Genomic DNA, 21,904 nt, shown 5'->3' with positions numbered 1-21,904 from the left:
CGCCCTCCTCGGGAAAAAGCCGGGACTCGCCAGAGATAGATAGGTGCGCGCATTCCCTGCGCAACGCGGTCAGGCGGGCGCGAAATGCGCGGTGAAATGGCGCAGGAAGGGCGCCTGCCGCACGATGCGAAACGGCGGAATGGCGGCGCGCGCGCGGAACACATTCTCGATCGTCTCGATCACATAGTCGAAATGGCTCTGCGTGTAGACGCGGCGCGGAAAGGCGAGACGCAGCAGCTCGCGCGGCGCCGGGGCTTCCGTTCCGTCCGCATTGCGGCGGCCGAACATCACGCTGCCGAGCTCGACGCCGCGCACGCCGCCCTCGAGATAGAGCGCGGCGGCGAGGCCGATGCCGGGAAAATCCGCCGCCGAAAGATGCGGACAGAATCCGGCCGCGTCGATGAAGACGGCGTGGCCGCCCGCCGGCCGCACGATCGGCACGCCGCGCTCTATGAGCCGCGAGGCGAGATAGTCCACCGTCGCATGGCGATAGCGTTGGTAATCCTCCTCCAGCGCCTCCTCGAGCCCGACGGCGATCGCCTCGAGATCGCGTCCGGCGAGGCCGCCATAGGTCGGAAAGCCTTCGGTCAGGATCAGGAGATTGCGGAAATCCTCCGCCCAGCCGTCGTCGTTGCAGGCGAAGAATCCGCCTATGTTGGCGAGCCCGTCCTTCTTCGCGCTCATCGTCGCGCCGTCGCAGAGCGAGAACATCTCGCGCGCAATGTCGATGAGCGCGCGATCGGCGTAGCCTTCCTCCCACAGCTTGATGAAATAGGCGTTTTCGGCGAAGCGGCAGGCGTCGAGCACCAGCGGAACTCCGCGCCGCGCCAGCAGAGCCTTGGCCTCGCGAATATTGCGCAGCGAGACGGGCTGGCCGCCGCCGGTATTGTTCGTCGCCGTTATCATGCAGAAGGGAATTTTCTTCCCGTCGCGCTCCAGCGCGCGCTGCAGCGCTTCGAGATCGATGTCGCCCTTGAAGCGCGTTTCCGCATAAATGTCGGCCGCCTTGGCGCTCGGCAGATCGAGCGCGGTCGCGCCGACATATTCGACATTGGCGCGCGTCGTGTCGAAATGGCTGTTGTTGGGGACGATGTCGCCCGGCTTCAGTCGCGTCGCAGCGAGAATGCGCTCCGCCGCGCGGCCCTGATGCGTCGGAAAAATATGCTTGAAACCGGTGATGTCGCGAATGGTTTTCTCGAAGCGTCGCCAGGACCTGCTTCCGGCGTAGCTTTCGTCTCCCATCATGAGCGCGGCCCATTGCCGGTCGGACATGGCGCCTGTGCCGCTGTCGGTCAGAAGATCGATGGTGATGTCCTCGGCGTCGAGCAGAAACACATTGCAATGCGCCGCCGTCAGCCGCTCCTCGCGCCTCGCGCGCGTGGTGATCGGCAGAGCTTCGGTCATTTTTATGCGGAAGGGCTCGATGATGGTGCGCATGTCAGCCTCGTCGTCGAGTGAGATAGGGCGTGCGGCGCCACGGCGCTTTGCGTAATGTCGCCCGGTGTGGCAAAAACGTCGGCGCGAAAAGAGGAGACCTCATGGCGGCCGACGTCACTTTTCCTGCCGCAGCGGCGGCGGGCCTGCTCTCTTTCCTGAGCCCCTGCGTGCTGCCTCTGGTGCCGCCCTATCTCACCTTCATCGCGGGCGCGAGCCTCGAGGAGCTGACGGTCGTCGGCAAATCGCGCGCGCGTCGCGACGTTTTCATCGCCTCGCTGCTCTTCGTCGCCGGCTTCTCGACCGTGTTCGTCGCGCTCGGCGCGACCGCGAGCGTGTTCGGCAAAGCGCTGCGCGCCAATCTGGAAATATTGTCGATCGCCGCCGGCGTCGCCATCATCCTCATGGGGCTGCACTTCCTCGGCGTGTTCAAGATCGGCCTGCTCTATCGCGAGAAGCGTTTCGAGGTCGGCCGCCCGGTCGGGCGTCTCGGCGCTTATGTGATGGGCCTCGCCTTCGCCTTCGGCTGGACGCCCTGCATCGGGCCTATTCTCGCGGCCATTCTCGCCGTCGCCGGCTCGCAGGAGACTGTGGCCAAAGGCGCCGTGCTGCTCGGCGTCTATTCCGCCGGACTGGGCCTTCCCTTCCTCGCTGCGGCGGCGGCGATAGGGCCGTTCATGGGCTTCATGCAGAAGTTCAAGAGGCATTTCGGCAAGGTGGAGAAAGTCGTCGGCGCGCTGCTGGTGCTGACGGGCCTGGCGTTTCTCACCGGCGGGATGCAGAGCTTCTCCTTCTGGCTGCTGCAGACCTTTCCGGGTCTCGCGAATTTCGGGTGATCGCCATGTCACAGCGCATCGATGAAAATCTCTTCACCGGACCGATCGGCGCCGAATACCGCATGCTGGAGCTCATCTGCCCCAATGCGGCGCTGCTCGCCCGCCGCGTGGCGGAGCGCGTCGCGCATTGGCGCGAGGGCGTTGCGCTCGAGGGTCTGGAGATCGGCTGCGGCACCGGCGTGAGCACGCTGCCGCTGGTCGCTGGCCGCGACGATCTTCATGTCACCGCCATCGACAGCGCCGGCAAGATGCTGGATCAGGCGAGGTCCAATCTCGCCGATTTCGTCGCGGCCGGCCGCGTCCAATTCGTCGAGGCCGATGCGCTCGGCTTTCTTCGCGGCCTTCCCGACGCCAGCCTCGACGTCGTCTCCTCCAATTACGCGGTTCACAATTTTCTCGACGATTATCGCCGGGAATTTCTCACCGAGATTTTCCGCGTGCTGAAGCCGGGCGGCCTTTTCGTCAATGGCGACCGCTATGCGATGGACGACCGCGCCGCGCATCTTTCCGCGACGCAGGCGGAGGTGCGGAGCTGGTTCGCCAAGCTCGGGGCGATCGGCCGCTATGATCTGCTCGAGGATTGGATCGCGCATCTCTTCAGCGACGAATCGCCCGAGCATGTGATGTATCTGGCGCCGGCGCTGGAGCGCATGGCGGCGGCAGGCTTCGCCGATATTCGCGTCGAATATCGCGAAGGGGTGGACACGCTGCTGACGGCGGTCAGGCCGTGACGGGTCCCACAAAAGAAAAACGCCGGACGTACCTCCGGCCCGGCGTTAGAGCCCTCGCTGGCGTGTAGCCGTCGATTGCCCTTCTCGAGAATTAGCGTTCGGTCATGACCAGACAATGACAGCAGCGCCGCGCCTCGAGCGAATTCTCGCGCGGGCGGTCACGGCGAGCGGCCGCTGCGGCCGTCTCACACCACGGCGAGGCGCTCGGCCAGCTCGGTCACATCGTCCCAAGTCAAATGATGGGCGCCGTCCGCCGTTTCCACATGAACGCCGTCTTGCCGGACCGCCGCCGAGAATTCTCCGTCGCCTCCGAGCGGGCTCAGATAGAGGAAATCGACGCGCCGCCAGTCGAAGGCCACCGCGGTGAAATTGCGCGACAATGTCCGGCCCTCTTCGAGCGTCAGGTCGAAATAGACCCGCTCGCTCAACATCATCCGCAGCATTTCGCCGAACAGCCGATGCGACACGCGTTTGACGAGGGGATAATCCATAGGCCTTCGCTCGATCTCGTGGCCGGCACCGCCTCGAGCGCCAGCGCTCTCCGGCGGCGGCCGCAGCGATCGGCGCTCTTTGGCCGGCAAGCAGGAGCCACGTCCGCTCGGAGGAGAAACGAAGCTATGGCTCCCGTAAAAACAAAGCAACGCTCATGCCAATGGACATGAGCGTCGGAGCGCTCGATCACGCGGCTAGAGCGTGCGAACGTCCTCGGGCTTCGCGATGAACTCCAAACGATCGGCGCGATCGAAGTCCGCCGCCGGGATCTCGAACACGAAGCGGTTCGGATACCAGAAATTGGCGTAGGGCAGGAACAGGCTGCTCGAGGACAGGCTGGCCAATTGCTCCGAGCCCGCGAACAGAGCCGCCTCGAAACCGACTCCGTTCGTCGGCGCCGCCGTATTGTCGCCGAACACCTCGAACTGGACGAAGACCTTGGCGGTCGTGACGTCGGCCTCGAGCGTCTTGATCCCGATGACCCGGAGATCCTGGAAGCGGCGGCCGATTGCGCCGTCGGTCAGAAGTTGCGGAAACTCGTGCGCGCGCCCCTTCTTGACCGCGGCGGCGTCGTCCAATGGCGCCCCCAGATCGGCTAATCCGGTCGGCTTCGCGGGCGCCAAGGTCACGTTGGCGCGGGCTTCTTGCAATGAAGGCAAGATCGGCTCCTTGTCGTTTTCGATGGTGGAGACCCGGCCGAATTCCGGGTCGGACCGCCCGACGCATTTTGCGCGCCAAATCGCCGTCCGCGCCGCTGCGGAGCGGGCAGGGCGGTCGAATCGACTATATGTTCGCGTTCCCCGACGGTCGGGGCGCGCCGAGACGGACTTTCGCATTCAGCATGAGAACCGACATGAGGACGACCTATCTCGCGCGCGTCACCGCGGCGGATCACGAGGAGCTGCGGCGCCTGGTCGACAATTACCCGGCCGATTCCTACGAAAAATGGCTCTTTCTCCAATCGAAGGAGATTGGAAATTGGGAGAGGAGCGGATGGAAGGTCGTCCTGATCGACGTCAGCGCCGACGACTTCCTGCGCTATTGCCGCGACACCAGGGCGAGCCCGAATTTTCATACCTTCAGGGCGATCGCCTCCGCCAAGGCTATCGGAAAATTCAATTGATTTTCAGAGGATCGGAGCCGGATCGCGCCAGCCGCGGCGGGGCCGGCGTCGAAAAACGATCCCGCACGAAAAAAGGCCGCCGATTACGGCGGCCTTCTTCATGAGCGGTCGCGACGGATAGCCGTCACGAATGGCGTCAAAGCGCCTTCAGCTGATCCGCAGAGGACTTGCCGGAGCGGCGGTCCTGCGTGATTTCGTAGCTCAGCTTCTGACCTTCGTTGAGATCGCGCAGACCGGCGCGCTCGACGGCGCTGATGTGGACGAAAACGTCGCTTCCGCCGTCATCCGGCTGAATGAAGCCGAAGCCCTTTTGCGAGTTGAACCATTTGACGGTGCCGTTAGCCATGTCTCTCTCCAAGCAAGTTCAGGAGAAGGCCCGCATGCGCGGGGCCGGGTCGATCGATGTTTGGAAGAGTTCGTCAGCGGCCTCGTTTCCGAAGCATGTCCAAGTCGTTCAGGCCGAAAAATCGATGGGCGACGATAACGATGTAGCGGGCCGACGGCAAGAGCGGACACGCGTTCTGCGGTCAAATCTTCACGAATTCCGAGGCGGATGGCTTCAGCGAAAGCGTGTCGGCCCCCGTTCTTCGTGAGCGTGGCTATTGCGATCGGGGGCGCCGCTCGGCGGTTGGACGCTTCTTGGGCCTTCCGGCCTTCTTCGCCGGCGGCTCGAAGCTCGCCTGATCGGCATCGGCGTTCAGCCGTTCGACGCGGATGTTGTCGCCGCCCGGGCGCCGCATATCCCGCAGAAAATTCGCCGCCACCGCTTCCGCGACCTCGACTTTCGTCTCGTGCTCGAAGATTCGAATCGCGCCGACATCCTGCCGCGTGATGTTGCCTTTGCGGCAGAGCATCGGCAGCAGCCATTTCGCATCGGCGTTCTTCGAGCGACCGATATCGAGCCGGAACCACGCCTTCCCGCCCGCCAGAACAGAGCGTGTCGGTCGCTCGCCCCGCGCCGCCTTGCCGGGTTTCTCCGCGCGCGCGGGCTCCTCGCCGGGGTCGATCACATCTTCCACCGCCGGAAGGCGCGACCGGTAGATCTTGACCAGAGCGGCGGCGATTTGCTCGGCGGAGCGCTCGGCGAGCAGAAGCCGCGCCATCCGAACGTCCTCCTCCTCCGGCGGCGCCGTCAGCAGCGGATCGCTCAGCAATCGCTCCTGATCGAGCTTGCGGATATCGTCCATCGTCGGCGGCCTCGTCCACCAGGCGCGCACGCCGGCGTCGCGCAGCAATCGTTCGGCGCGGCTGCGTCGAGAGGCCGGCACCAGCAGCGCGCTCACGCCCTTGCGGCCGGCGCGGCCGGTCCGCCCGCTGCGATGCTGCAAGGTCTCGGCGTCATTCGGCAGCTCGGCGTGGACGACCAGCCCGAGATTGGGCAGATCGATGCCGCGCGCGGCGACGTCGGTCGCGACGCAAACGCGCGCGCGGCCGTCGCGCAGCGCCGCCATCGATTGGTTGCGCTCATGCTGGCTGAGCTCGCCGGACAGCAGCACGGCGGAGAAGCCGCGCTCGAGCAATGTCGCCTGCAAATGGCGGACGGCCTCGCGCGTGTTGCAGAACACGATCGCCGTCTGCGCCTCGACGGAGCGCAGCAGATTGACGACCGCGTGCTCCGTGTCCTTGGGCGCCACGCTGATCGCGCGATATTCGATATCGGCGTGACCGCGCTCGCCGCCGGCGACCTCGATTCGCAGCGCGTTTCGCTGATAGCGGCGGGCGAGATTGGCGATGCCCTTCGGCATGGTCGCCGAAAACATCAGCGTGCGGCGGCCGGCCGGCGCGGAATCGAGAATGAACTCCAGATCCTCGCGAAAGCCGAGATCGAGCATCTCGTCGGCCTCGTCGAGCACCACCGCGGCGAAGCCGGAGGTGTCCAGTCCGCCACGCTCGATATGATCGCGCAGGCGCCCGGGCGTGCCGACGACGATATGCGCGCCTTCGGCCAGCTTGCGGCGCTCGAGCCGGGCATCCATGCCGCCGACGCAAGTGACGAGCCGCGCGCCGACATAGAGGTAGAGCCATTCGAGCTCATGCGCGACTTGCAGCGCGAGCTCGCGCGTCGGCGCGATGACGAGCGCGAGCGGAACGCCGGCTTCGGCGATCTCGGCGTCGCCGACGATGGTCGGGGCGATCGCCAATCCATAGGCGACGGTTTTGCCGGAGCCGGTCTGCGCCGAAACGAGAATGTCCCGCCCCGCGGCTTCGTCGGTCAGAACCGCAGACTGAACGGGAGTGGGATCGGTGTACTGCCGTTCGGCGAGGGCGCGGGCCAGTGCTGGGCTTGTTTCGAAGAAGGACATTAGTGCTGATTGCTCTTTCCCGCAGCCGCTCGTGACGAAAGGTTCGCCGATGGCGCAATCCGCGATCGATTATGAGGTTTACGTCATCCGACCCGCCGACGCCATAGCGTGGACGCCTTCCATTGTCGCGGCGCAGACGGGAGAATCGACGGTGCGACCAAAATATAGCGGGTCTTCGCGCCTGGCCCATGCCGCTGTCGGATGATGGAGATGCGCCCCCGCGTCCATGCGACGCGATCGCGCGCTCCTCGCGCCGCTATTGGCGTCCATCAAATCGTACTCGGCAAGCGCGCGATCACGGCCGACGCCGATTTGCGCCTGGCGCGCTATTTCGGCACATCCGAGGGGTTCTTTCTCGGCTTGCAGACGGACCACGATCTCATGGAGCGGCGTCGGCAAGTCGGCCCGGACCTCGAGGATCGAACCGCGCGCCGCCTGAACGAGCCCGTCGCTCGAAAGCGATCGCGCTCGGGCGACGACGCGCTCGCGTCGATGCGCAACGGCGCGGCGATCACGTAACCCGTTCGAGGACTGAGAGAGATATCGCGCGTCAGAGGCCTACGGTCGGATTTGGCGGGCGCGACGCGCGATCTGCGACCCATGCGCAACCCGAGGCTGCAAAGGCCGCCGCGCCGTGGGGCGGCGCGTTATGCTCGTCAGATTTTCCTCTCGGAAAAATGGTGGGCGCACAAGGGCTCGAACCTTGGACCCGCTGATTAAGAGTCAGCTGCTCTACCAACTGAGCTATGCGCCCGTCCGTTGCTTCGGCTGGCGCCGAATGAGCGGAACGAGGCGTGCAAATACCCAATGACATCGCTCATGTCCAGCTCCGAAAAGAAAAAATCGTCACATTTTCGTCTGAGCCTTCACGGGCGCCACTCCGGCGCGGGCTCGGCCGCCTGCGCTTCCTCGCGCGCCGCCGTCTCCTTGGCCGCCGCCAAAGCTCGCAGAGCCGTGGTCACGCCCTCGCCCGTCGCGGAGGACAGCAGAAGCAGGGTAGGGCGCTCAGCGGCCTCCGTAGGTCCGGCGGAGGCCATCGCGCGCTTCAGCCGCTCCTTCTGCTTCTTCAAATGCTCGGGGTCGGCCGCGTCGGTTTTCGAGAGCGCGACGATCTCCCGCTTCTCGTCGAGCTCGGCTCCATAGGCGGCGAGCTCGCGCCGCACGATCTTATAATCTTTCCCGGCGTGCTCGCCGGTGGCGTCCACGAGATGCAGCAGCGCGCGGCAGCGCTCCACATGGCCCAGGAATCGGTCGCCCAGCCCATGGCCCTCATGCGCGCCTTCGATGAGCCCGGGAATGTCGGCGAGCACGAATTCGCGCTCGTCCACCGCCACCACGCCGAGCCCGGGATGCAGCGTCGTGAAGGGGTAATCGGCGATCTTGGGCTTGGCGGCGCTGACGGTGGCCAGAAAAGTCGATTTGCCGGCGTTGGGCAGGCCGATCAGACCGGCGTCGGCGATGAGCTTCAGCCGCAGAATCAGCGTGCGCTCGACGCCCTCCAGGCCGGGGTTGGCGCGGCGCGGGGCGCGATTCGTCGAGGTGGTGAAATGCAGATTGCCGAAGCCGCCATTGCCGCCGCGCGCGATGACGGCGGTCTGTCCCACCTCGGTCAGATCGGCGATCAGCGTCTCGCCGTCCTCCTCGAGAATCTGCGTGCCGGCGGGCACTTTCAGCACGGCGTCGGCGCCCTTGGCGCCATGACGGTTCTTGCCCATGCCGTGCACGCCGGTCTTGGCCTTGAAATGCTGCTGATAGCGATAGTCGATGAGCGTGTTGAGCCCGTCGACGCAAATCGCCACCACATCGCCGCCGCGGCCGCCGTCGCCGCCGTCCGGCCCGCCGAACTCGATGAATTTCTCGCGACGGAAGGAGACGCAGCCGGCTCCGCCATCGCCCGAACGCACGTAGATTTTCGCCTGATCGAGAAACTTCATGACTGTTTCGAACTCATGTCGCTTGCAGCTTCGGACGTCGCGCGCCGAAGCTCGTCGGAATGGCGCCGCGCCGCAGGTCGAAAAGCTCCGCATCGACCTCGCCGCCCCGCGCCGGAGCCGGGAATTTGCCGCGTCCCGCGCGGGTGAAGCCGAGCTTCTCGTGAACGCGCAGCGAGGCGGCGTTGGTCGGCAGGGCCGAGGAGACGATGCGCTCTAGGCTCGTCATGCCGAAAACGACGTCGATGAAGGCGGTCGCCGCTTCGCTCATCAGTCCGCGTCCCCAATATGGCCGTCCCAGCCAGAAGCCGATCATGCCGGCCCCGCGCGAATTCGCGCCATGCACGCCGATCACGCCGATCGCCTCGTCCGCCTGGCGCTTCTGCGTCAAGGCGAGGGTGAGGCCGGCGCCGCTGGCGTTCTCGGCGCGGACGGCGAGAATGAAGGCCGCCGCGTGATAGGCCTCATATGGGTGCGGAATGCGCGCCGTCTTCAGGGCGACCTCCGGATCGCCGGCAAGACGGCAGATGGAGCCCTCATCGGCGGCGCGCGGCCAGCGCAGCCACAGCCTCGGGGTCTCCAATCTGAAAATGTCGTCGCGCGCAATTTCCGGAAACATCCGAGGCTCCATGGCGGCCAAGTGCGAAAAGAGGCCGAAAAATGACGAAGGGGAAGCGGCGTTCCGCTTCCCCTATCGACCCTTTGAGGCCTTTTTCCGGATTTCGCGCCTGGAGCGTCGCCTTATCGCGACTGCTCGAGGACCAAATCCGCCGGGGATCGAAACGCCGGCGGAGGGTCCTCGAAGATCCTCCGCCTATTCGGCGGCCGCGGCGACCGGCGGCACGACGGCTACCGAGGCGCGGCCGCCGCTCGATTTGAACAGGACGACGCCGTCGACGAGAGCGAACAGCGTATGGTCCTTGCCGATGCCGACATTGCGGCCGGGATGCCATTTGGTGCCGCGTTGACGCACGATGATATTGCCGCCGATCACGGCCTCGCCGCCGAACTTCTTCACGCCGAGACGGCGACCGTCGGAGTCGCGACCGTTGCGCGACGAGCCGCCCGCTTTCTTGTGAGCCATTGTTCTCGCTCCCGATTCTCGAACCGAGCCGGCTTGCCGGCGGCTCGGGGCCGCGCTCGGCGGCCGCTGAATTGCTGCGCGCGCCGCTCTCACGGCGCGCATATTCCCTCTATACGCCGATCAGCGGCGTTTCGCCACGCCCCGCGAGGCTCAGGCGCCGGCCTCTATGCCGGTGATGCGCACGATCGTCAGATCCTGACGATGGCCGCGCTTGCGCTTGGAGTTCTGGCGGCGGCGCTTCTTGAAGGAGATCGTCTTGGGGCCGCGCGCCTGCTCGGCGATCTCGGCGGTGACGCTCGCGCCCGCGACGAGCGGAGCGCCGATCTTGGCGCCGGCTTCGGTCTCGACGAGGAGCACCTCGCCGAAAGTGATCTTGTCTCCCGCGACGCCCTCGAGGGCCATGACGGTTATCGTGTCTCCGGCGGCGACGCTATATTGCTTCCCGCCGGTCTTGATGACTGCGAACATCTCGTTGTCCTGTGTTCGTTCCGGCTCTGGCGGCGATCCGCCGGCCGGCTTTTTTGCAGTTGACCGGTTTTGCGCTTCGCTTCTCGCGCCGGATCATTGCCGACGCAAAAAGAAATCGCGGCGAAACCGCCGCGACGAAGCGAGACAGCCCTAAACGGGCGCCGGTCCATTGTCAATCGGATGTCGCAAGTCGATTCGGCCGAGCAAGTCGGTTCGGCCCGGCGCGCGAATCGGTCGGATCATCGCGCCTCGGAGCGCTCGGGATCGCCCGGAGCGTCCGCGCTCTTCGTCGCGGCGATCTCGGCCGCCTCGAGCTTCTGCCGTTCATAGGCGGAAATGATCGATTGCACCATCGGGCCGAAGCGCTCGGCGAGCTCCGCGCAGCGCGTCGAATTGATGAGCTCGACGCCGCGCCGCTCGCTGCGGACGAGTCCCGCCTCGCGCAGGATGCGGAAATGCTGCGAGAGCGTCGATTTGGCTAGCGGAGAGTCCTGAATATTCAGGAATTTCGAGCAGTTCTGGGCGCATTCGGAGGCCGCGAGCCGCGTGAAGATCTGCACCCGCACGGGATCGGCCAAGGCGTAGAGTATCGCCTCGACAGTGATCTCCTCGAGCCGCGGATGATGAAGCTTCCTCATGCGCCAATTTAGCACGAATTGACATTCGCGCATTAGTTCCGTATTCCTGAACTATTGAATTTAGCGCGAAAGGAGCGCGAGCATGGGTCGGCTTTCTGGAAAGATCGCGGTCGTCACCGGCGGCAATAGCGGCATTGGCCTCGCGACGGCGGAGCTATTCGTGAAGGAGGGGGCGCAGGTCGTCGTCACGGGCCGCCGAAAGGCGGAGCTGGACGCCGCGATCGCCCGCATCGGCGGCGGCGCCATCGGCGTGCAGGGCGACGTCTCCGCGCTCGCGGATCTCGATCGCCTCTATGCCGAGGTGAAGGAGCGCTTCGGCCGCATCGACATTCTATTCGCCAATGCCGGCGTCGTCCGGCTCGCACCGATCGAGGCTGTGGACGAGGCGCTGTTCGACCAACTGTTCGACATCAATGTCAAAGGCCTGCTGTTCACCGTGCAGAAGGCGTTGCCGCTGTTCTCGGACGGCGGCGCGATCGTGCTCAACTCCTCCATCGCCAATACGGTGGGAACGCCCGGCTTCGGCGTCTATTCGGCGACCAAAGCCGCGGTCCGCTCCTTCGCCCGCACTTGGACGAGCGAGCTGAGGGACCGCAAGATCCGCGTGAATGTGGTGAGTCCCGGGCCGATCGAGACGCCGATCTTCGACACGATGGGCCTCTCCACGCAACAGCACGACGAATTGGCGGAGCAATTGAAGACCAATGTGCCGCTCGGCCGTTTCGGCGCGCCCGAGGAGGTCGCCGAGGCCGTGCTGTTTTTGGCCTCCGGCGCGAGCAGCTATGTGGCGGGCGTCGATCTCTATGTCGACGGCGGGCTCGTGGCGGTCTGATCGACGCGCGAAGGGCGCGCGTCGACGATGGCCGAGCGCGCATGCTGTTCTCGAAAATTCACCGCCGCGCGATCGGATCGGCGATCGGCGGCGGTTCTTCCGGTCAAAGGCCGAGATCGCGTCTTATCTCGTCATTCGCCCTGGCGAGATGACGCTCGACGGTGCGCACGGATACGCCGACGCGCGCCGCGATCTCGGCGCTGGTCAGATGCTCGAGACGCTTCAGCAGAAAGATTTCCCGATAGAGCGCGGGCAAGCGCGCGAGCGACTCGCGCAGCTTTTGGAATTCCATCAGCGTGGCGACCGTGTCGCCGGAGTTGGATTGCTCGGCCTGATCGGCGCGCGCCGCTTCCTGGACATAGCGCGAGCGGATGCGATCCCGGCGTATCGAGTCGACCGAGAGATTGGCGGCGATGCGGAAGAGATAGGCGCGCGGGCTCTCCAGCTTGGCGACATCGACGCGCTGCAGCGCATGGAGATAAATGTCCTGCACGATGTCCTCCGACTCTTGCGCGCCGACGCGCCGACGGGCGAAGCGGCGCAGCGCCGGCGCATAATCCTGGTAGAGCGCATCGAGGACTTTCTCCGAGGAGGTCATCGCGCGGCCTCCGTCGTCGCGACGCGAGAAAGACGAGCGGCGGCGCCAATTCGTGGCTCTGGTTTCGACATTGGAAATCCCCTTCATCGAGGGCGGAGCTCCGTCGAGCTCGCATCGTTTTTGAAAAAAATGGCGAAGGTCGGCGCTGCGCGCGCAAGACATTGCGCGCGACAAATCTCTGGCCGTGCGACATCGTCCGCGCGGCGCGACATCGGGAGATGTCGCGCTAGGCAGGCTGCGGTCGCGGCTCGCGAATGGGAGAGAAGAGGGAGCTTTGAAAAAGGGTCAGATCGCCGGTGGGCCGCGCGCGACGAATCCGACGCTCGCCATGAGACGGCGAGCCGTCGATTCCCCCGGCCGGCGCAGGGGTGACCGCATCGACCAGCGATCGTGAAGCATGCGGGCGAAGGCCGCCTCGAGATATGCGGCGTCATGCGCCGCGCAGCCGAGCGCGCAACATTGGAGCGTGCGGCAATTGCGATCGTGGAGCGGTTCGCCGCCGCCGCCCATGGCGCTCGAAGCGCAAATCGAAGCGCGAGAGAGGCCCTGCTCGTCGAACGCCGAAGAGCGGAGATAGAGCAGCGATTGAAGGACGGTGGCGCAGAGCAGGATCGCGACGCTTCTCGAAACGTGGCGACTCGCGATTAAACTGCCGAAAATCCACTGCATGGAAAGGAGATATAACATCGACGCCACCCGTATGCAACTAATACATGTATTCACATTGGCGTCAACCTATGGACGAATTGCGTCGTCGTTACGACAAGCGGGCGTTGTTTCGATTGGCGTCGTCGTCGGAAATTCGCAGCGCGGCAAGCGCGTCGAGACGGCGCGTCAGGCGCCGCGCCAGCGTCCGGAATCGGCGACGAATTCGCCGATGGCGTCGGCGATATAGGCGATCTGCGCCTCGCTCAATCCGGGATAGACGCCGACCCAGAATGTGCTGCGCATGACGATGTCGGTCGCGGCGAGCGCGCCCGCGACGCGATGCGGACGATCCTTCATATAAGGCTGGCGCAGCAGATTGCCGCCGAACAACAGCCGCGCGCCGATGCGGCGCTCCGCGAGATGTCGCAGCAGCGCCTCGCGCCCGAAAGGCGCATCCTCCCGCAAGGTCAACGCGAAGCCGAACCAGGAGGGGTCGCTGCGCGGCGTCGCCTCGGGCAGGATGAAAATCGACTCCAGCGGCCGCAGCGCTTCCTTCAGCAGCGCGAAATTGCGCTTGCGCGCTTCAATGAAGCCCGGCAGGCGCTCCATCTGCGCCAGCGCCACGGCGGCCTGCATATCGGTGATCTTCAGATTATAGCCGAGATGCTGATAGACATATTTATGATCATAGCCGAAGGGCAGATCGCCGGATTGCCACTCGTAGCGCTTCTTGCAGGTGTCGTCCTTGCCCGGCGCGCACCAGCAATCGCGGCCCCAATCGCGGAAGGATTCGACGCTGCGGCGCAGCACGGAGCGCGAGGTGAACACCGCGCCGCCTTCGCCCATGGTGATGTGATGCGCGGGATAGAAGCTCAGCGTGCCGATGTCGCCGAATGTGCCGACATGGCGTCCGTCATAGAGCGAGCCGAGCGCGTCGCAGCAATCCTCGACCAACCACAGGCCATGCTTCTCGGCGATGCGCGTCACCTCGGCGAGATCGAAAGGATTGCCCAGCGTATGGGCGATCATGATGGCGCGCGTGCGCGGCGAGATCGCCGCCTCGACGAGATCGGCGCGGATATTATAGGTCGGTATGTCGACATCGACGAAGACCGGCGTCATCCCATTCTGCAATATGGGATTGAGCGTCGTCGGAAAGCCGGCGGCGACGGTGATCGCCTCGTCGCCGGGGACGAGCGCGCGCTCCTTCAGCAGCGGCGAGGTCAGCGCTGTGAGCGCCAGAAGATTGGCGGAGGAGCCGGAATTGGCGGTCAGCGCGTGGCGGACGCCGATGAAGTCTTCCAGCGCCTTCTCGAAGGCCGCGTTGAACCGCCCGGTGGTGAGCCAGAAGTCGAGCGCCGAATCGACGAGCATCTGCATCTCGCTCGCGCCATAGACCTTGCCGGACACCGGAACGGCGGAGGCGCCGGGCCGGAACTCCGGCGTCGCATGGGCGATCTCGGCGTAGCGGCCGACGAGCCGCAAAATCTGCTCGCGCAGCGCTTCCTTCTCGTCCGTCGCATCGGCGGGGGCTTGCAAGGCTGCGGGCGGGGTCATGAATGTGCTCCGGGCGCGCTCGCGCCGTCCATGCGTCTCGTATAGGCGTCGATCTGATCGAGCGAGATGGTCTCGACCGTCTCGCCGCGGCGACGGCGCGCGTCCCACTCGACGATCGCCGCCAGCGCCTCGTCGATCGACCATTGCGGGCGCCAGCCCAGCCGGCCGCGCGCCTTGGCGGAATCGAGCTTCAAGAGATGCGCCTCATGCGGCTCGTCGCCGCCGCCGCCGGTCCAGCCGGCGCCCTCGCCATAGGCGCGGCAGAGCGTGTCGGCGATCTCCGCGACCGTGCGCTCGCCAGAGGGATCGGGACCGAAGTTCCAGGCTTCGGCGAAGGGCGCGCCGTCGCTCCACAGACGCTCGGCCAGCGTCAGATAGCCGGCGAGCGGCTCCAGCACGTGTTGCCAGGGACGCACCGCATTTGGAAAACGTACGGCGACCGTCTCGCCGCGCTCCAGCGCGCGCAAAATATCGGGCACGAGGCGGTCCGCGGCCCAATCGCCGCCGCCGATGACATTTCCCGCGCGCGCCGTGGCCAGCGCGGCGCCGCGCGTGGGATGATCGGGCGTCGCGAAATAGGAATTGCGGAAGGAGGCGGCGATGAGCTCCGCGCAGCCTTTGCTGGCGCTATAGGGGTCGAAGCCGCCCATCGCCTCATTCTCGCGATAGGCCCAGGGCCATTCGCGATTCTCATAGCATTTGTCGCTGGTGACGATGACGATGGCGCGGGCCGAAGGCGCGTCGCGCAGCGCCTCGAGCAGATGCGCCGTTCCGAGCGCATTGACCTCGAAGGTCTCGATCGGATTGGCGTAGGAATAGCGAACCAGCGGTTGCGCCGCGAGATGGAAGACGATCTGCGGCTCGAACTCCCGCACCCTGCGCGCGAGCAGCGCGGCGTCGCGAATATCGCCGATGACGCTGTCGATCTTGCGCTCGAGGCCCGCCAGCGCGAAGAGGCTGGGATCGGTCGGCGGCGGCAGGGCGTAGCCCGCCAGAGTCGCGCCGAGCCGCGTCAGCCATAAGGAGAGCCAGCCGCCCTTGAAGCCGGTGTGTCCGGTGACGAGGACGCGCTTGCCGGCCCAAAAGGACACGTTCACGCCCAGACCTTCCAGGGCGCTTCGCCGCCGCTCCACAATTGCTCGAGGAAACGCTTGTCGCGCAGCGTGTCCATGCATTGCCAGAAGCCGTCGTGACGAAAGGCGCGCAATTGCCCATCGGCGGCGATGCGGACGAGGGGCTGCTGCTCGAGCGCGGTCGAATCGCCGTCGATATAGTCGAGCGCCTTCTTCCACATCACGAAGAAGCCGCCATTGATCCAGCCGCCGTCGCCGCGCGGCTTCTCGTCGAAGGAGAGAATGTCGTCGCCCTCCATGGTGACGGCGCCGAAGCGGCCGGGCGGGCGCACCACGGTCATGGTCGCGAGACGGCCATGGGCGAGGTGATAGTCGATCTCGCCGGCGATATCGATATTGGCGACGCCGTCGCCATAGGTGAGGCAGAAGGGCTCATTGTCGGGCAGATAATCGGCGATGCGCTTCAAGCGGCCGCCCGTCATCGTCTCTACGCCCGTGTCGACCAGCGTGATTCGCCAGGGCTCGGCCTTTTTATTGTGGACGATGGTCTTGTTCTCGGCGAGGTCGAAGGTGACGTCGCTCATATGCAGGAAGTAGTTCGTAAAATAATCCTTGATGAAATAGCCTCTATAGCCGAGGCACACGATGAACTCGTTGACCCCGTGCTGCGAGTATATTTTCATGATGTGCCACAGGATCGGCTTGCCGCCGATCTCGATCATGGGCTTGGGGCGATTGTCGGTCTCCTCGCTGAGGCGCGTGCCGAGACCGCCTGCGAATATTACGGCTTTCACGCGCGGTCTCCTCGAGGATGGGAGCGCGGTCCTCGGCGAATCGGGACGCGCCTTTCACGCAGTCTAGCCGCGCGCCTTGCGCGAGCCTGTCGCGCGGCGCGAGTGACCGAGGGGCGTGGTGCTTGCGTCCTCTCGTGCGCGGGCGCACATTATCTTTCATTGTGGCGCGCGAGAAGATCGCTCGGCGATCGACGTAGAATTTGTGGCCAAAAGGTCCCAGCAGCTTCGACCATCCTCCTACGATCGAAGCGGTATTCGAGCGATTGTTTCTTTAATCGAGGGCGGGGGCCGCGAATGCGTTGGTGTATTTGCAAATCGCACGGCATTATCGACTATCGTTCCGCGGACGCCCCGCCGGCGCGCAAGCCGGACGAGGTTCGAATTTCCGAATCCGTCGGCCTCGGCGGCGTCAATTCCTATTCTGATGTGCTGAAAATTCAGCAGCTTCTCGACAAGATTCCAAAGATCAACGGCGGTCCCGCGCCACTGTTGGCGACAGACGGAATATGCGGGCCGCTGACGCGAGGCGCCATTCTCGACTTCCAAAAAAAGCAGTTCCCGGCAAATCCGCAATTCCATGACGGCTGGCGCCCGGATGGGCGAGTCGATCCGGGAAAATGGACGATCGACAAGATGAATGTCATCGCCAATTGGGGGAGCCGAACCGATTTGCTGGAGATCGCGCGGAAACAGGCTCCGGTCGCGCGGGCGCGGGTGATGAACGCGCTCCACCGTCTTTCGGTCGTGCGGTCCTCCTACGCATTGCCGAGCCCGCTATTCTCCAATGCGCAGCTGAAACGCGAGGCGGATTGGCATTTCAAATTCCATGAGGCGGCCTACCCGCTGGACAATATCGACGCGGTGTCGACGATCTACCAGCGCATGAACGCCGCCCTGAGCAAATTCATCGCCGGCAGCTTCCCGCTCTTCCAATTGTCGGATCATTATCGCGAGGACGCCCTCGCCTATGCGCATGTGGGTGGATATTCTTTCAGCATCGCAGAAATCGAATCCGGCGAGCAGGGCGCTTACATCTACGTCGCCAATGAGCGGTTCGGCAGCCTCCCGGTGATCATTCACGAGCTGGGCCACTATTGTGGCGGCCGTTTCAAATCCGGGCGCGAGATCGATCACGTCAGCACGCCGCATCCCAAGCCGAATGGGGCGGCGCGCGAAGCGGGAAAGCACGACTACCGGCGCATGACGCCGGAGGAAGCATTGAAGAATGTCTATAGCTATCAAGTCTACGCCCTGCCGGAGATGGGCTATAGCCCACCCGAGTCGGGACAGATCTGAGCGCGGCGGCCGGAGCCCGCCCGCGGCGCGGCGCCAGGGTTAATCGCCCCTTAACCCCGCCTGCCTACGCTCGGCCGTCACGTCAGGCGAGGACGCCCGTTTTCCGGGCGCCTCGTTGTTTCCAATCGTCGCACGAGTGGGCTCATTCGTCATGATGCGCAGCAACGCATTCCGTCACGTCTCCGAGCCGGTGCGCGAATTCACGGCGCGGCGGGCGGCGGAGCTCGCCGGCGCGGCGCTCATCGCGGCGTCGGTCGCCGCGGCTCTGGCGCTGGTCTCCTGGTCGGCGCGCGATCCGTCCTTCAATCATGCGACGACCGGGCGGGTGCGCAATCTGCTCGGCTCCGGCGGCGCGGTCGCCGCCGATATATTGATGCAAATGCTCGGCCTGGCGGCGATCGCCGCGATTCTGCCGCTCGCCGCCCAGGGCCTGCGGCTGGTCACGCAGCGCGCGCTGCATCGGCCGCTGCTGCGCTTTGGCTTGTGGATCATCGGCGCGCTCGCGGCGTCGGCCGTCGTCTCGCTGCTGCCCGTCACCGATCGCTGGCCGCTGCCCACAGGGCTCGGCGGCGTGCTGGGCGACGCCGTGCTGGCGCTGCCGCGCCGCGTCTTCGGCGAATCGGCGGCCGCCATGGCCCTCGTCGCGCTGGTCGGGGCGGGGACCGCCATTCTGGCCCTCACCGGCGCCGCCGGCTTCGGCTTCGAGGCGCCTGCCGCCGGCGCGCATCCCGAGGACGAGCCGGTCGAGCGCAGAATCGACGAGGAAGAGGATGACGAGCCGGGCGTCGCCATCGTCTCGCTCGGCGCGCTCATCCACGCGGGTCTGACGATCAAGACGCTGGTCTCGCGCCGCCTCGCCGCGCTTCTGGCGCGCCGCGGCAAGCCGGTCGAGCCCGACGAGCCCTCGGGGCCGCCGCTGCTCTCCGCCCGTCGCGAGCCGGTCTTCGACGCTTTTTCCTTCGTCCCGCCGCCGGCCCCGGCGCGGGCCGCGGCCGCCGCGCCGCGCGAAGAGGAATATGACGAGCCGCAGCCGACGGCGCGCGTGATGGAGCCGGTCGGCCCGCTGAAGCAGGGCAAGCGCGTGATGCGCGAGCGTCAGCCCTCGCTGTTCGAGGGCCGCAACGAGCAGCATCGCTACGAGCTGCCGCCGCTGCTGCTGCTGAGCGAGCCCAAGAAGCAGGCGGCGGCCGCCAAAATCTCGCAGGATGCGCTGGAGCAGAACGCCCGCCTGCTGGAGGGCGTGCTCGAGGATTTCGGCGTCAAGGGCGAGATCATCAATGTGCGCCCGGGCCCGGTGGTGACGCTCTATGAGCTGGAGCCCGCGCCGGGGATCAAATCGTCTCGCGTGATCGGCCTCGCCGACGATATCGCGCGCTCGATGTCGGCGGTCTCGGCGCGCGTCGCCGTCGTCTCCGGCCGCAACGCCATCGGCATAGAGCTGCCCAACCATCGCCGCGAGACCGTCTTCCTGCGCGAATTGCTCGCCTGCGAGGATTTCGAGAAGACCAAGCATCGCCTGGCCATAGCGCTCGGCAAGACGATCGGCGGCGAGCCGGTGATCGTCGATCTCGCGAGAATGCCGCATCTGCTCGTCGCCGGCACGACCGGCTCCGGCAAGTCGGTCGCCATCAACACCATGATTCTGTCGCTGCTCTACCGGATGAAGCCGGAAGAGTGCCGCCTCATCATGGTCGATCCGAAAATGCTCGAGCTCTCGGTCTACGACAACATTCCCCATTTGCTGACGCCCGTCGTCACCGACCCCAAAAAGGCGGTGGTGGCGCTGAAATGGGCGGTGCGCGAGATGGAGGACCGCTACAAGAAAATGTCCAAGCTCGGCGTGCGCAACATCGAGGGCTTCAATCAGCGCGTCGTCGAGGCGCAGGCCAAGGGCGAGATCATCACCCGCACGGTGCAGACCGGCTTCGATCGCGAGACCGGCGAGGCGATCTTCGAGCGCGAGGAGATGGAGCTGCATCCGATCCCCTTCATCGTCGTCATCGTCGACGAGATGGCGGATCTGATGCTGGTCGCCGGCAAGGATATCGAGGGCGCGATTCAGCGCCTCGCGCAAATGGCGCGCGCGGCCGGCATTCACCTCATCATGGCGACGCAACGTCCCTCGGTCGATGTCATCACCGGCACGATCAAGGCGAATTTCCCGACGCGCATCTCCTTCCAGGTGACGTCGAAGATCGACAGCCGCACCATTCTGGGCGAAATGGGCGCCGAGCAGCTGCTGGGCCAGGGCGACATGTTGCATATGGCCGGCGGCGGGCGCATCTCGCGCGTGCATGGACCGTTCGTCTCGGATGTGGAGGTCGAGAAGATCGTCGCGCATCTGAAGACGCAGGGACAGCCGCAATATCTCGACGCCATCACCACCGAGGACGAGCCTTCCGACGAGGCCGTGGAGAGCGCCGCGCCGGGCTCGATGGATGCGGAGGAGGGCGCCGATCTCTACGATCGCGCCGTGGCGATCGTGCTGCGCGACCGCAAATGCTCGACGAGCTACATTCAGCGGCGCCTGTCGATCGGCTACAATAAGGCGGCCTCGCTGGTGGAGCAGATGGAGCGCGAAGGCGTGGTGGGTCAGGCCAATCACGCCGGCAAGCGCGAGATTCTGGTGGGCGGCGGGATCGATCGCGGGGCGTTCGACATAGACGCGGCATGAGGCGTTCCAGCGATCGTCGGATGACGATTTCCTCGTGCTTCGAGACGGCCGTTTCGCGACCTCCTCGGCATGAAAGGGAGAGCGTCGCTTCCTGAGAGCCAGAAGCCGGCGCCGCACCCCTCGCGCGGCTATCGCACCAGCTTGCGGCCCATCTCGATCGCCTCCGTGGCGAGGTTGGTCGCGACGATCCGCACGCTCAGCACAGCGCCTTGCGCGGGGACGATCCGCACCCAGCTCTGCGCCCCGACTTTCAGCGTCTCGACGGCCGCTCCGGCGGCGACTTCTATGTCGATGTAGGTTCCGACGCCCGTCGCTCCGGCGTTCCAGGCGTAGACGCCCTCGCCAAAATGCGCCGCCGCGCCCGTCGAGAGCCGCAGCGAGCCTTCCATCTCGATGCGCGCATAGCTGACGCCTTTCAGCTCCGAGGTGAGCGTATGGCGAAATATCCTCGACGATGTCAGCAATTCGGCGGTACGGATCGGGCTTTTGCCCTGCAGATCGACGATTGTCTTCTCGAGGCGGATCATCGCGGGGTTCGCCGCTATTCGCCCCGCGGCCTTGCGGGCGGCCCTTTGCGCAAGCAGCTTCAAGACCACTCTGCCGCCCTTCGTCGCGAGCTTGAGCAGGCCATAGCCCGCCATGACGTAGCTCAACGGGTCTTCCGACTCGAGGCCCGGCTCGCTCCCGCCGGAGCCCTGGATCGCCAGGATTTGGCCCTCGGGGTCGATCAGCAGCTCGAAATAATTCGGCCCGACATTGTTGAAGTGGGCGAAGGGGCCCCAATCGCCCGCATTCGGATAATCCTCTTCCACATAGGCGATATCCTGATCCAATATCGCCCGAAGGTCTTTTATGCGGCGCACGCTGTCATTCTCGGTCGCGAATTTGCGTCGAACGATGATGTTCTCGACCGGCACTCTCCCGAAATGCCCGATCACCGGATAAGCGGCGAATTTACCGAGAATCGGATAGTCGTAAGTATAGAAGGGCTTTTGATCGACGACCGGAGCGAGCGACATTTTCGTGCTGCGATTGGCGAAGAGCAGGCTGTAGCGCTTCTCCCACCGCGTCGCGAAATCCTCGAATTTCGTGCTCTGCGCGCGATAGAGATCCAAGGGCCGCATTTGCGTGGGAAGCAGCTGAAGGCCCGGGACGGAATCCTCGAAAGGCACGCGAACCCGGCCGCCATGGGCGTTGTCGCCCACGGTCTCCCATTCCTGCCGGGCCCATAATGTCGCATCGAGCAGGCTGCGATTGGCAATGGCTTCGTAATCCATGAAATTCTCCGGCGGCAATCGGCGCATTCTCGCTCTGGCGCCGAGGTTGGCGCGGATGCGCGCCGCCGCCTGTGCGCCAGCGCACGCTCGCGTGAGAGCGGCTGCCGGCGGACGC

Annotated in this window: 21 protein-coding genes, 1 tRNA gene and 1 pseudogene; 7 read left to right on the top strand and 16 right to left on the bottom strand. The window is 65.3% G+C overall.

Annotated elements, in window-relative coordinates; translation table 11 throughout:
- Positions 1-69: 69 nt before the first annotated feature.
- Positions 70-1,437, bottom strand: coding sequence for a tryptophanase (locus VIF40_RS02870; protein ID WP_331936011.1), 1,368 nt, complete (start codon positions 1,435-1,437; stop codon positions 70-72).
- Between the two features lie 101 nt (positions 1,438-1,538).
- Between VIF40_RS02870 and VIF40_RS02865 the strand changes: the two genes are divergently transcribed.
- Both VIF40_RS02865 and VIF40_RS02860 read left to right on the top strand, forming a co-directional pair.
- Positions 1,539-2,270 (top strand): cytochrome c biogenesis CcdA family protein, encoded by a 732-nt coding sequence (locus VIF40_RS02865; protein WP_331936010.1) that lies wholly within the window; start codon positions 1,539-1,541, stop codon positions 2,268-2,270.
- 5 nt (positions 2,271-2,275) lie between these two features.
- Positions 2,276-3,001 (top strand): class I SAM-dependent methyltransferase, encoded by a 726-nt coding sequence (locus VIF40_RS02860; protein ID WP_331936009.1) that lies wholly within the window; start codon positions 2,276-2,278, stop codon positions 2,999-3,001.
- 185 nt (positions 3,002-3,186) lie between these two features.
- On the opposite strand, the gene VIF40_RS02855 is transcribed toward VIF40_RS02860, so the two are convergent.
- Both VIF40_RS02855 and VIF40_RS02850 read right to left on the bottom strand, forming a co-directional pair.
- The gene (locus VIF40_RS02855; protein ID WP_331936008.1) at positions 3,187-3,492 is read right to left on the bottom strand and encodes a hypothetical protein; all 306 of its coding nucleotides are present in this window, start codon (positions 3,490-3,492) and stop codon (positions 3,187-3,189) included.
- A gap of 195 nt (positions 3,493-3,687) precedes the next feature.
- On the bottom strand, positions 3,688-4,152 hold the full coding sequence (locus VIF40_RS02850) for a hypothetical protein (RefSeq protein WP_331936007.1): 465 nt from the start codon (positions 4,150-4,152) through the stop codon (positions 3,688-3,690).
- 194 nt (positions 4,153-4,346) lie between these two features.
- On the opposite strand from VIF40_RS02850, the gene VIF40_RS02845 reads away from it, so the two are divergent.
- A complete protein-coding gene (locus VIF40_RS02845) occupies positions 4,347-4,616 on the top strand; it encodes a hypothetical protein (RefSeq protein ID WP_331936006.1) in 270 nt (89 codons plus the stop codon).
- A gap of 136 nt (positions 4,617-4,752) precedes the next feature.
- Here the strand turns inward: VIF40_RS02845 and VIF40_RS02840 are convergent, their stop codons facing one another.
- Both VIF40_RS02840 and VIF40_RS02835 read right to left on the bottom strand, forming a co-directional pair.
- Positions 4,753-4,962 carry a cold-shock protein gene (locus tag VIF40_RS02840; protein ID WP_331936005.1) on the bottom strand — a complete coding sequence of 70 codons (210 nt, stop codon included), beginning with the start codon at positions 4,960-4,962 and terminating at the stop codon, positions 4,753-4,755.
- A 253-nt stretch (positions 4,963-5,215) separates the two neighbouring features.
- Positions 5,216-6,919: a DEAD/DEAH box helicase gene (locus VIF40_RS02835; RefSeq protein ID WP_331936004.1), complete on the bottom strand. Its 1,704-nt coding sequence runs from the start codon at positions 6,917-6,919 to the stop codon at positions 5,216-5,218.
- A 264-nt stretch (positions 6,920-7,183) separates the two neighbouring features.
- On the opposite strand from VIF40_RS02835, the pseudogene VIF40_RS02830 reads away from it, so the two are divergent.
- Positions 7,184-7,358, top strand: a pseudogene (locus tag VIF40_RS02830) (helix-turn-helix transcriptional regulator); the annotation flags it as partial.
- Positions 7,359-7,597: 239 nt separating this feature from the next.
- Here the strand turns inward: VIF40_RS02830 and VIF40_RS02825 are convergent.
- The 6 genes from VIF40_RS02825 to VIF40_RS02800 form a co-directional block, all read right to left on the bottom strand.
- A tRNA-Lys gene (locus tag VIF40_RS02825) sits at positions 7,598-7,673 on the bottom strand.
- Positions 7,674-7,785: 112 nt separating this feature from the next.
- Entirely contained in the window at positions 7,786-8,853 is a 1,068-nt protein-coding gene (obgE, locus tag VIF40_RS02820; protein ID WP_331936003.1) for a GTPase ObgE, read from the bottom strand.
- 13 nt (positions 8,854-8,866) lie between these two features.
- Complete coding sequence (locus tag VIF40_RS02815) at positions 8,867-9,469, bottom strand: GNAT family N-acetyltransferase (protein ID WP_331936002.1); 603 nt, start codon at positions 9,467-9,469, stop codon at positions 8,867-8,869.
- Positions 9,470-9,664: 195 nt separating this feature from the next.
- On the bottom strand, positions 9,665-9,934 hold the full coding sequence (gene rpmA / locus VIF40_RS02810; protein ID WP_331936001.1) for a 50S ribosomal protein L27: 270 nt from the start codon (positions 9,932-9,934) through the stop codon (positions 9,665-9,667).
- A gap of 150 nt (positions 9,935-10,084) precedes the next feature.
- Positions 10,085-10,402, bottom strand: coding sequence for a 50S ribosomal protein L21 (gene rplU, locus VIF40_RS02805; protein WP_331936000.1), 318 nt, complete (start codon positions 10,400-10,402; stop codon positions 10,085-10,087).
- Between the two features lie 239 nt (positions 10,403-10,641).
- Positions 10,642-11,040, bottom strand: a complete 399-nt coding sequence (locus VIF40_RS02800; RefSeq protein WP_331935999.1) for an ArsR/SmtB family transcription factor — start codon at positions 11,038-11,040, stop codon at positions 10,642-10,644.
- Positions 11,041-11,122: 82 nt separating this feature from the next.
- On the opposite strand from VIF40_RS02800, the gene VIF40_RS02795 reads away from it, so the two are divergent.
- Positions 11,123-11,872: a glucose 1-dehydrogenase gene (locus VIF40_RS02795; protein ID WP_331935998.1), complete on the top strand. Its 750-nt coding sequence runs from the start codon at positions 11,123-11,125 to the stop codon at positions 11,870-11,872.
- 103 nt (positions 11,873-11,975) lie between these two features.
- Here the strand turns inward: VIF40_RS02795 and VIF40_RS02790 are convergent, their stop codons facing one another.
- The 4 genes from VIF40_RS02790 to rfbF form a co-directional block, all read right to left on the bottom strand.
- A complete protein-coding gene (locus tag VIF40_RS02790; RefSeq protein WP_331935997.1) occupies positions 11,976-12,470 on the bottom strand; it encodes a sigma-70 family RNA polymerase sigma factor in 495 nt (164 codons plus the stop codon).
- An 834-nt stretch (positions 12,471-13,304) separates the two neighbouring features.
- Entirely contained in the window at positions 13,305-14,675 is a 1,371-nt protein-coding gene (rfbH, locus tag VIF40_RS02785; protein WP_331935996.1) for a lipopolysaccharide biosynthesis protein RfbH, read from the bottom strand.
- The gene (gene rfbG / locus VIF40_RS02780) at positions 14,672-15,787 is read right to left on the bottom strand and encodes a CDP-glucose 4,6-dehydratase (protein ID WP_414684745.1); all 1,116 of its coding nucleotides are present in this window, start codon (positions 15,785-15,787) and stop codon (positions 14,672-14,674) included. The genes rfbH and rfbG overlap by 4 nt, the downstream gene beginning before the upstream one ends.
- A complete protein-coding gene (gene rfbF / locus VIF40_RS02775) occupies positions 15,769-16,542 on the bottom strand; it encodes a glucose-1-phosphate cytidylyltransferase (RefSeq protein WP_331935994.1) in 774 nt (257 codons plus the stop codon). The genes rfbG and rfbF overlap by 19 nt, the downstream gene beginning before the upstream one ends.
- Positions 16,543-16,836: 294 nt before the next feature.
- Here rfbF and VIF40_RS02770 point away from each other — a divergent pair, with 294 nt between their 5' ends.
- Both VIF40_RS02770 and VIF40_RS02765 read left to right on the top strand, forming a co-directional pair.
- Positions 16,837-17,838, top strand: a complete 1,002-nt coding sequence (locus VIF40_RS02770) for a peptidoglycan-binding domain-containing protein (RefSeq protein ID WP_331935993.1) — start codon at positions 16,837-16,839, stop codon at positions 17,836-17,838.
- Between the two features lie 151 nt (positions 17,839-17,989).
- Positions 17,990-20,512 carry an FtsK/SpoIIIE family DNA translocase gene (locus tag VIF40_RS02765; protein ID WP_331935992.1) on the top strand — a complete coding sequence of 841 codons (2,523 nt, stop codon included), beginning with the start codon at positions 17,990-17,992 and terminating at the stop codon, positions 20,510-20,512.
- 128 nt (positions 20,513-20,640) lie between these two features.
- Here the strand turns inward: VIF40_RS02765 and VIF40_RS02760 are convergent, their stop codons facing one another.
- Positions 20,641-21,789, bottom strand: coding sequence for a hypothetical protein (locus VIF40_RS02760; RefSeq protein ID WP_331935991.1), 1,149 nt, complete (start codon positions 21,787-21,789; stop codon positions 20,641-20,643).
- Positions 21,790-21,904 lie beyond the last annotated feature (115 nt).

Source organism: Methylosinus sp. (assembly GCF_036560965.1).
In the GTDB taxonomy this organism is placed as follows: domain Bacteria; phylum Pseudomonadota; class Alphaproteobacteria; order Rhizobiales; family Beijerinckiaceae; genus Methylosinus.
This window is presented reverse-complemented; position numbering and strand designations above follow the sequence as displayed.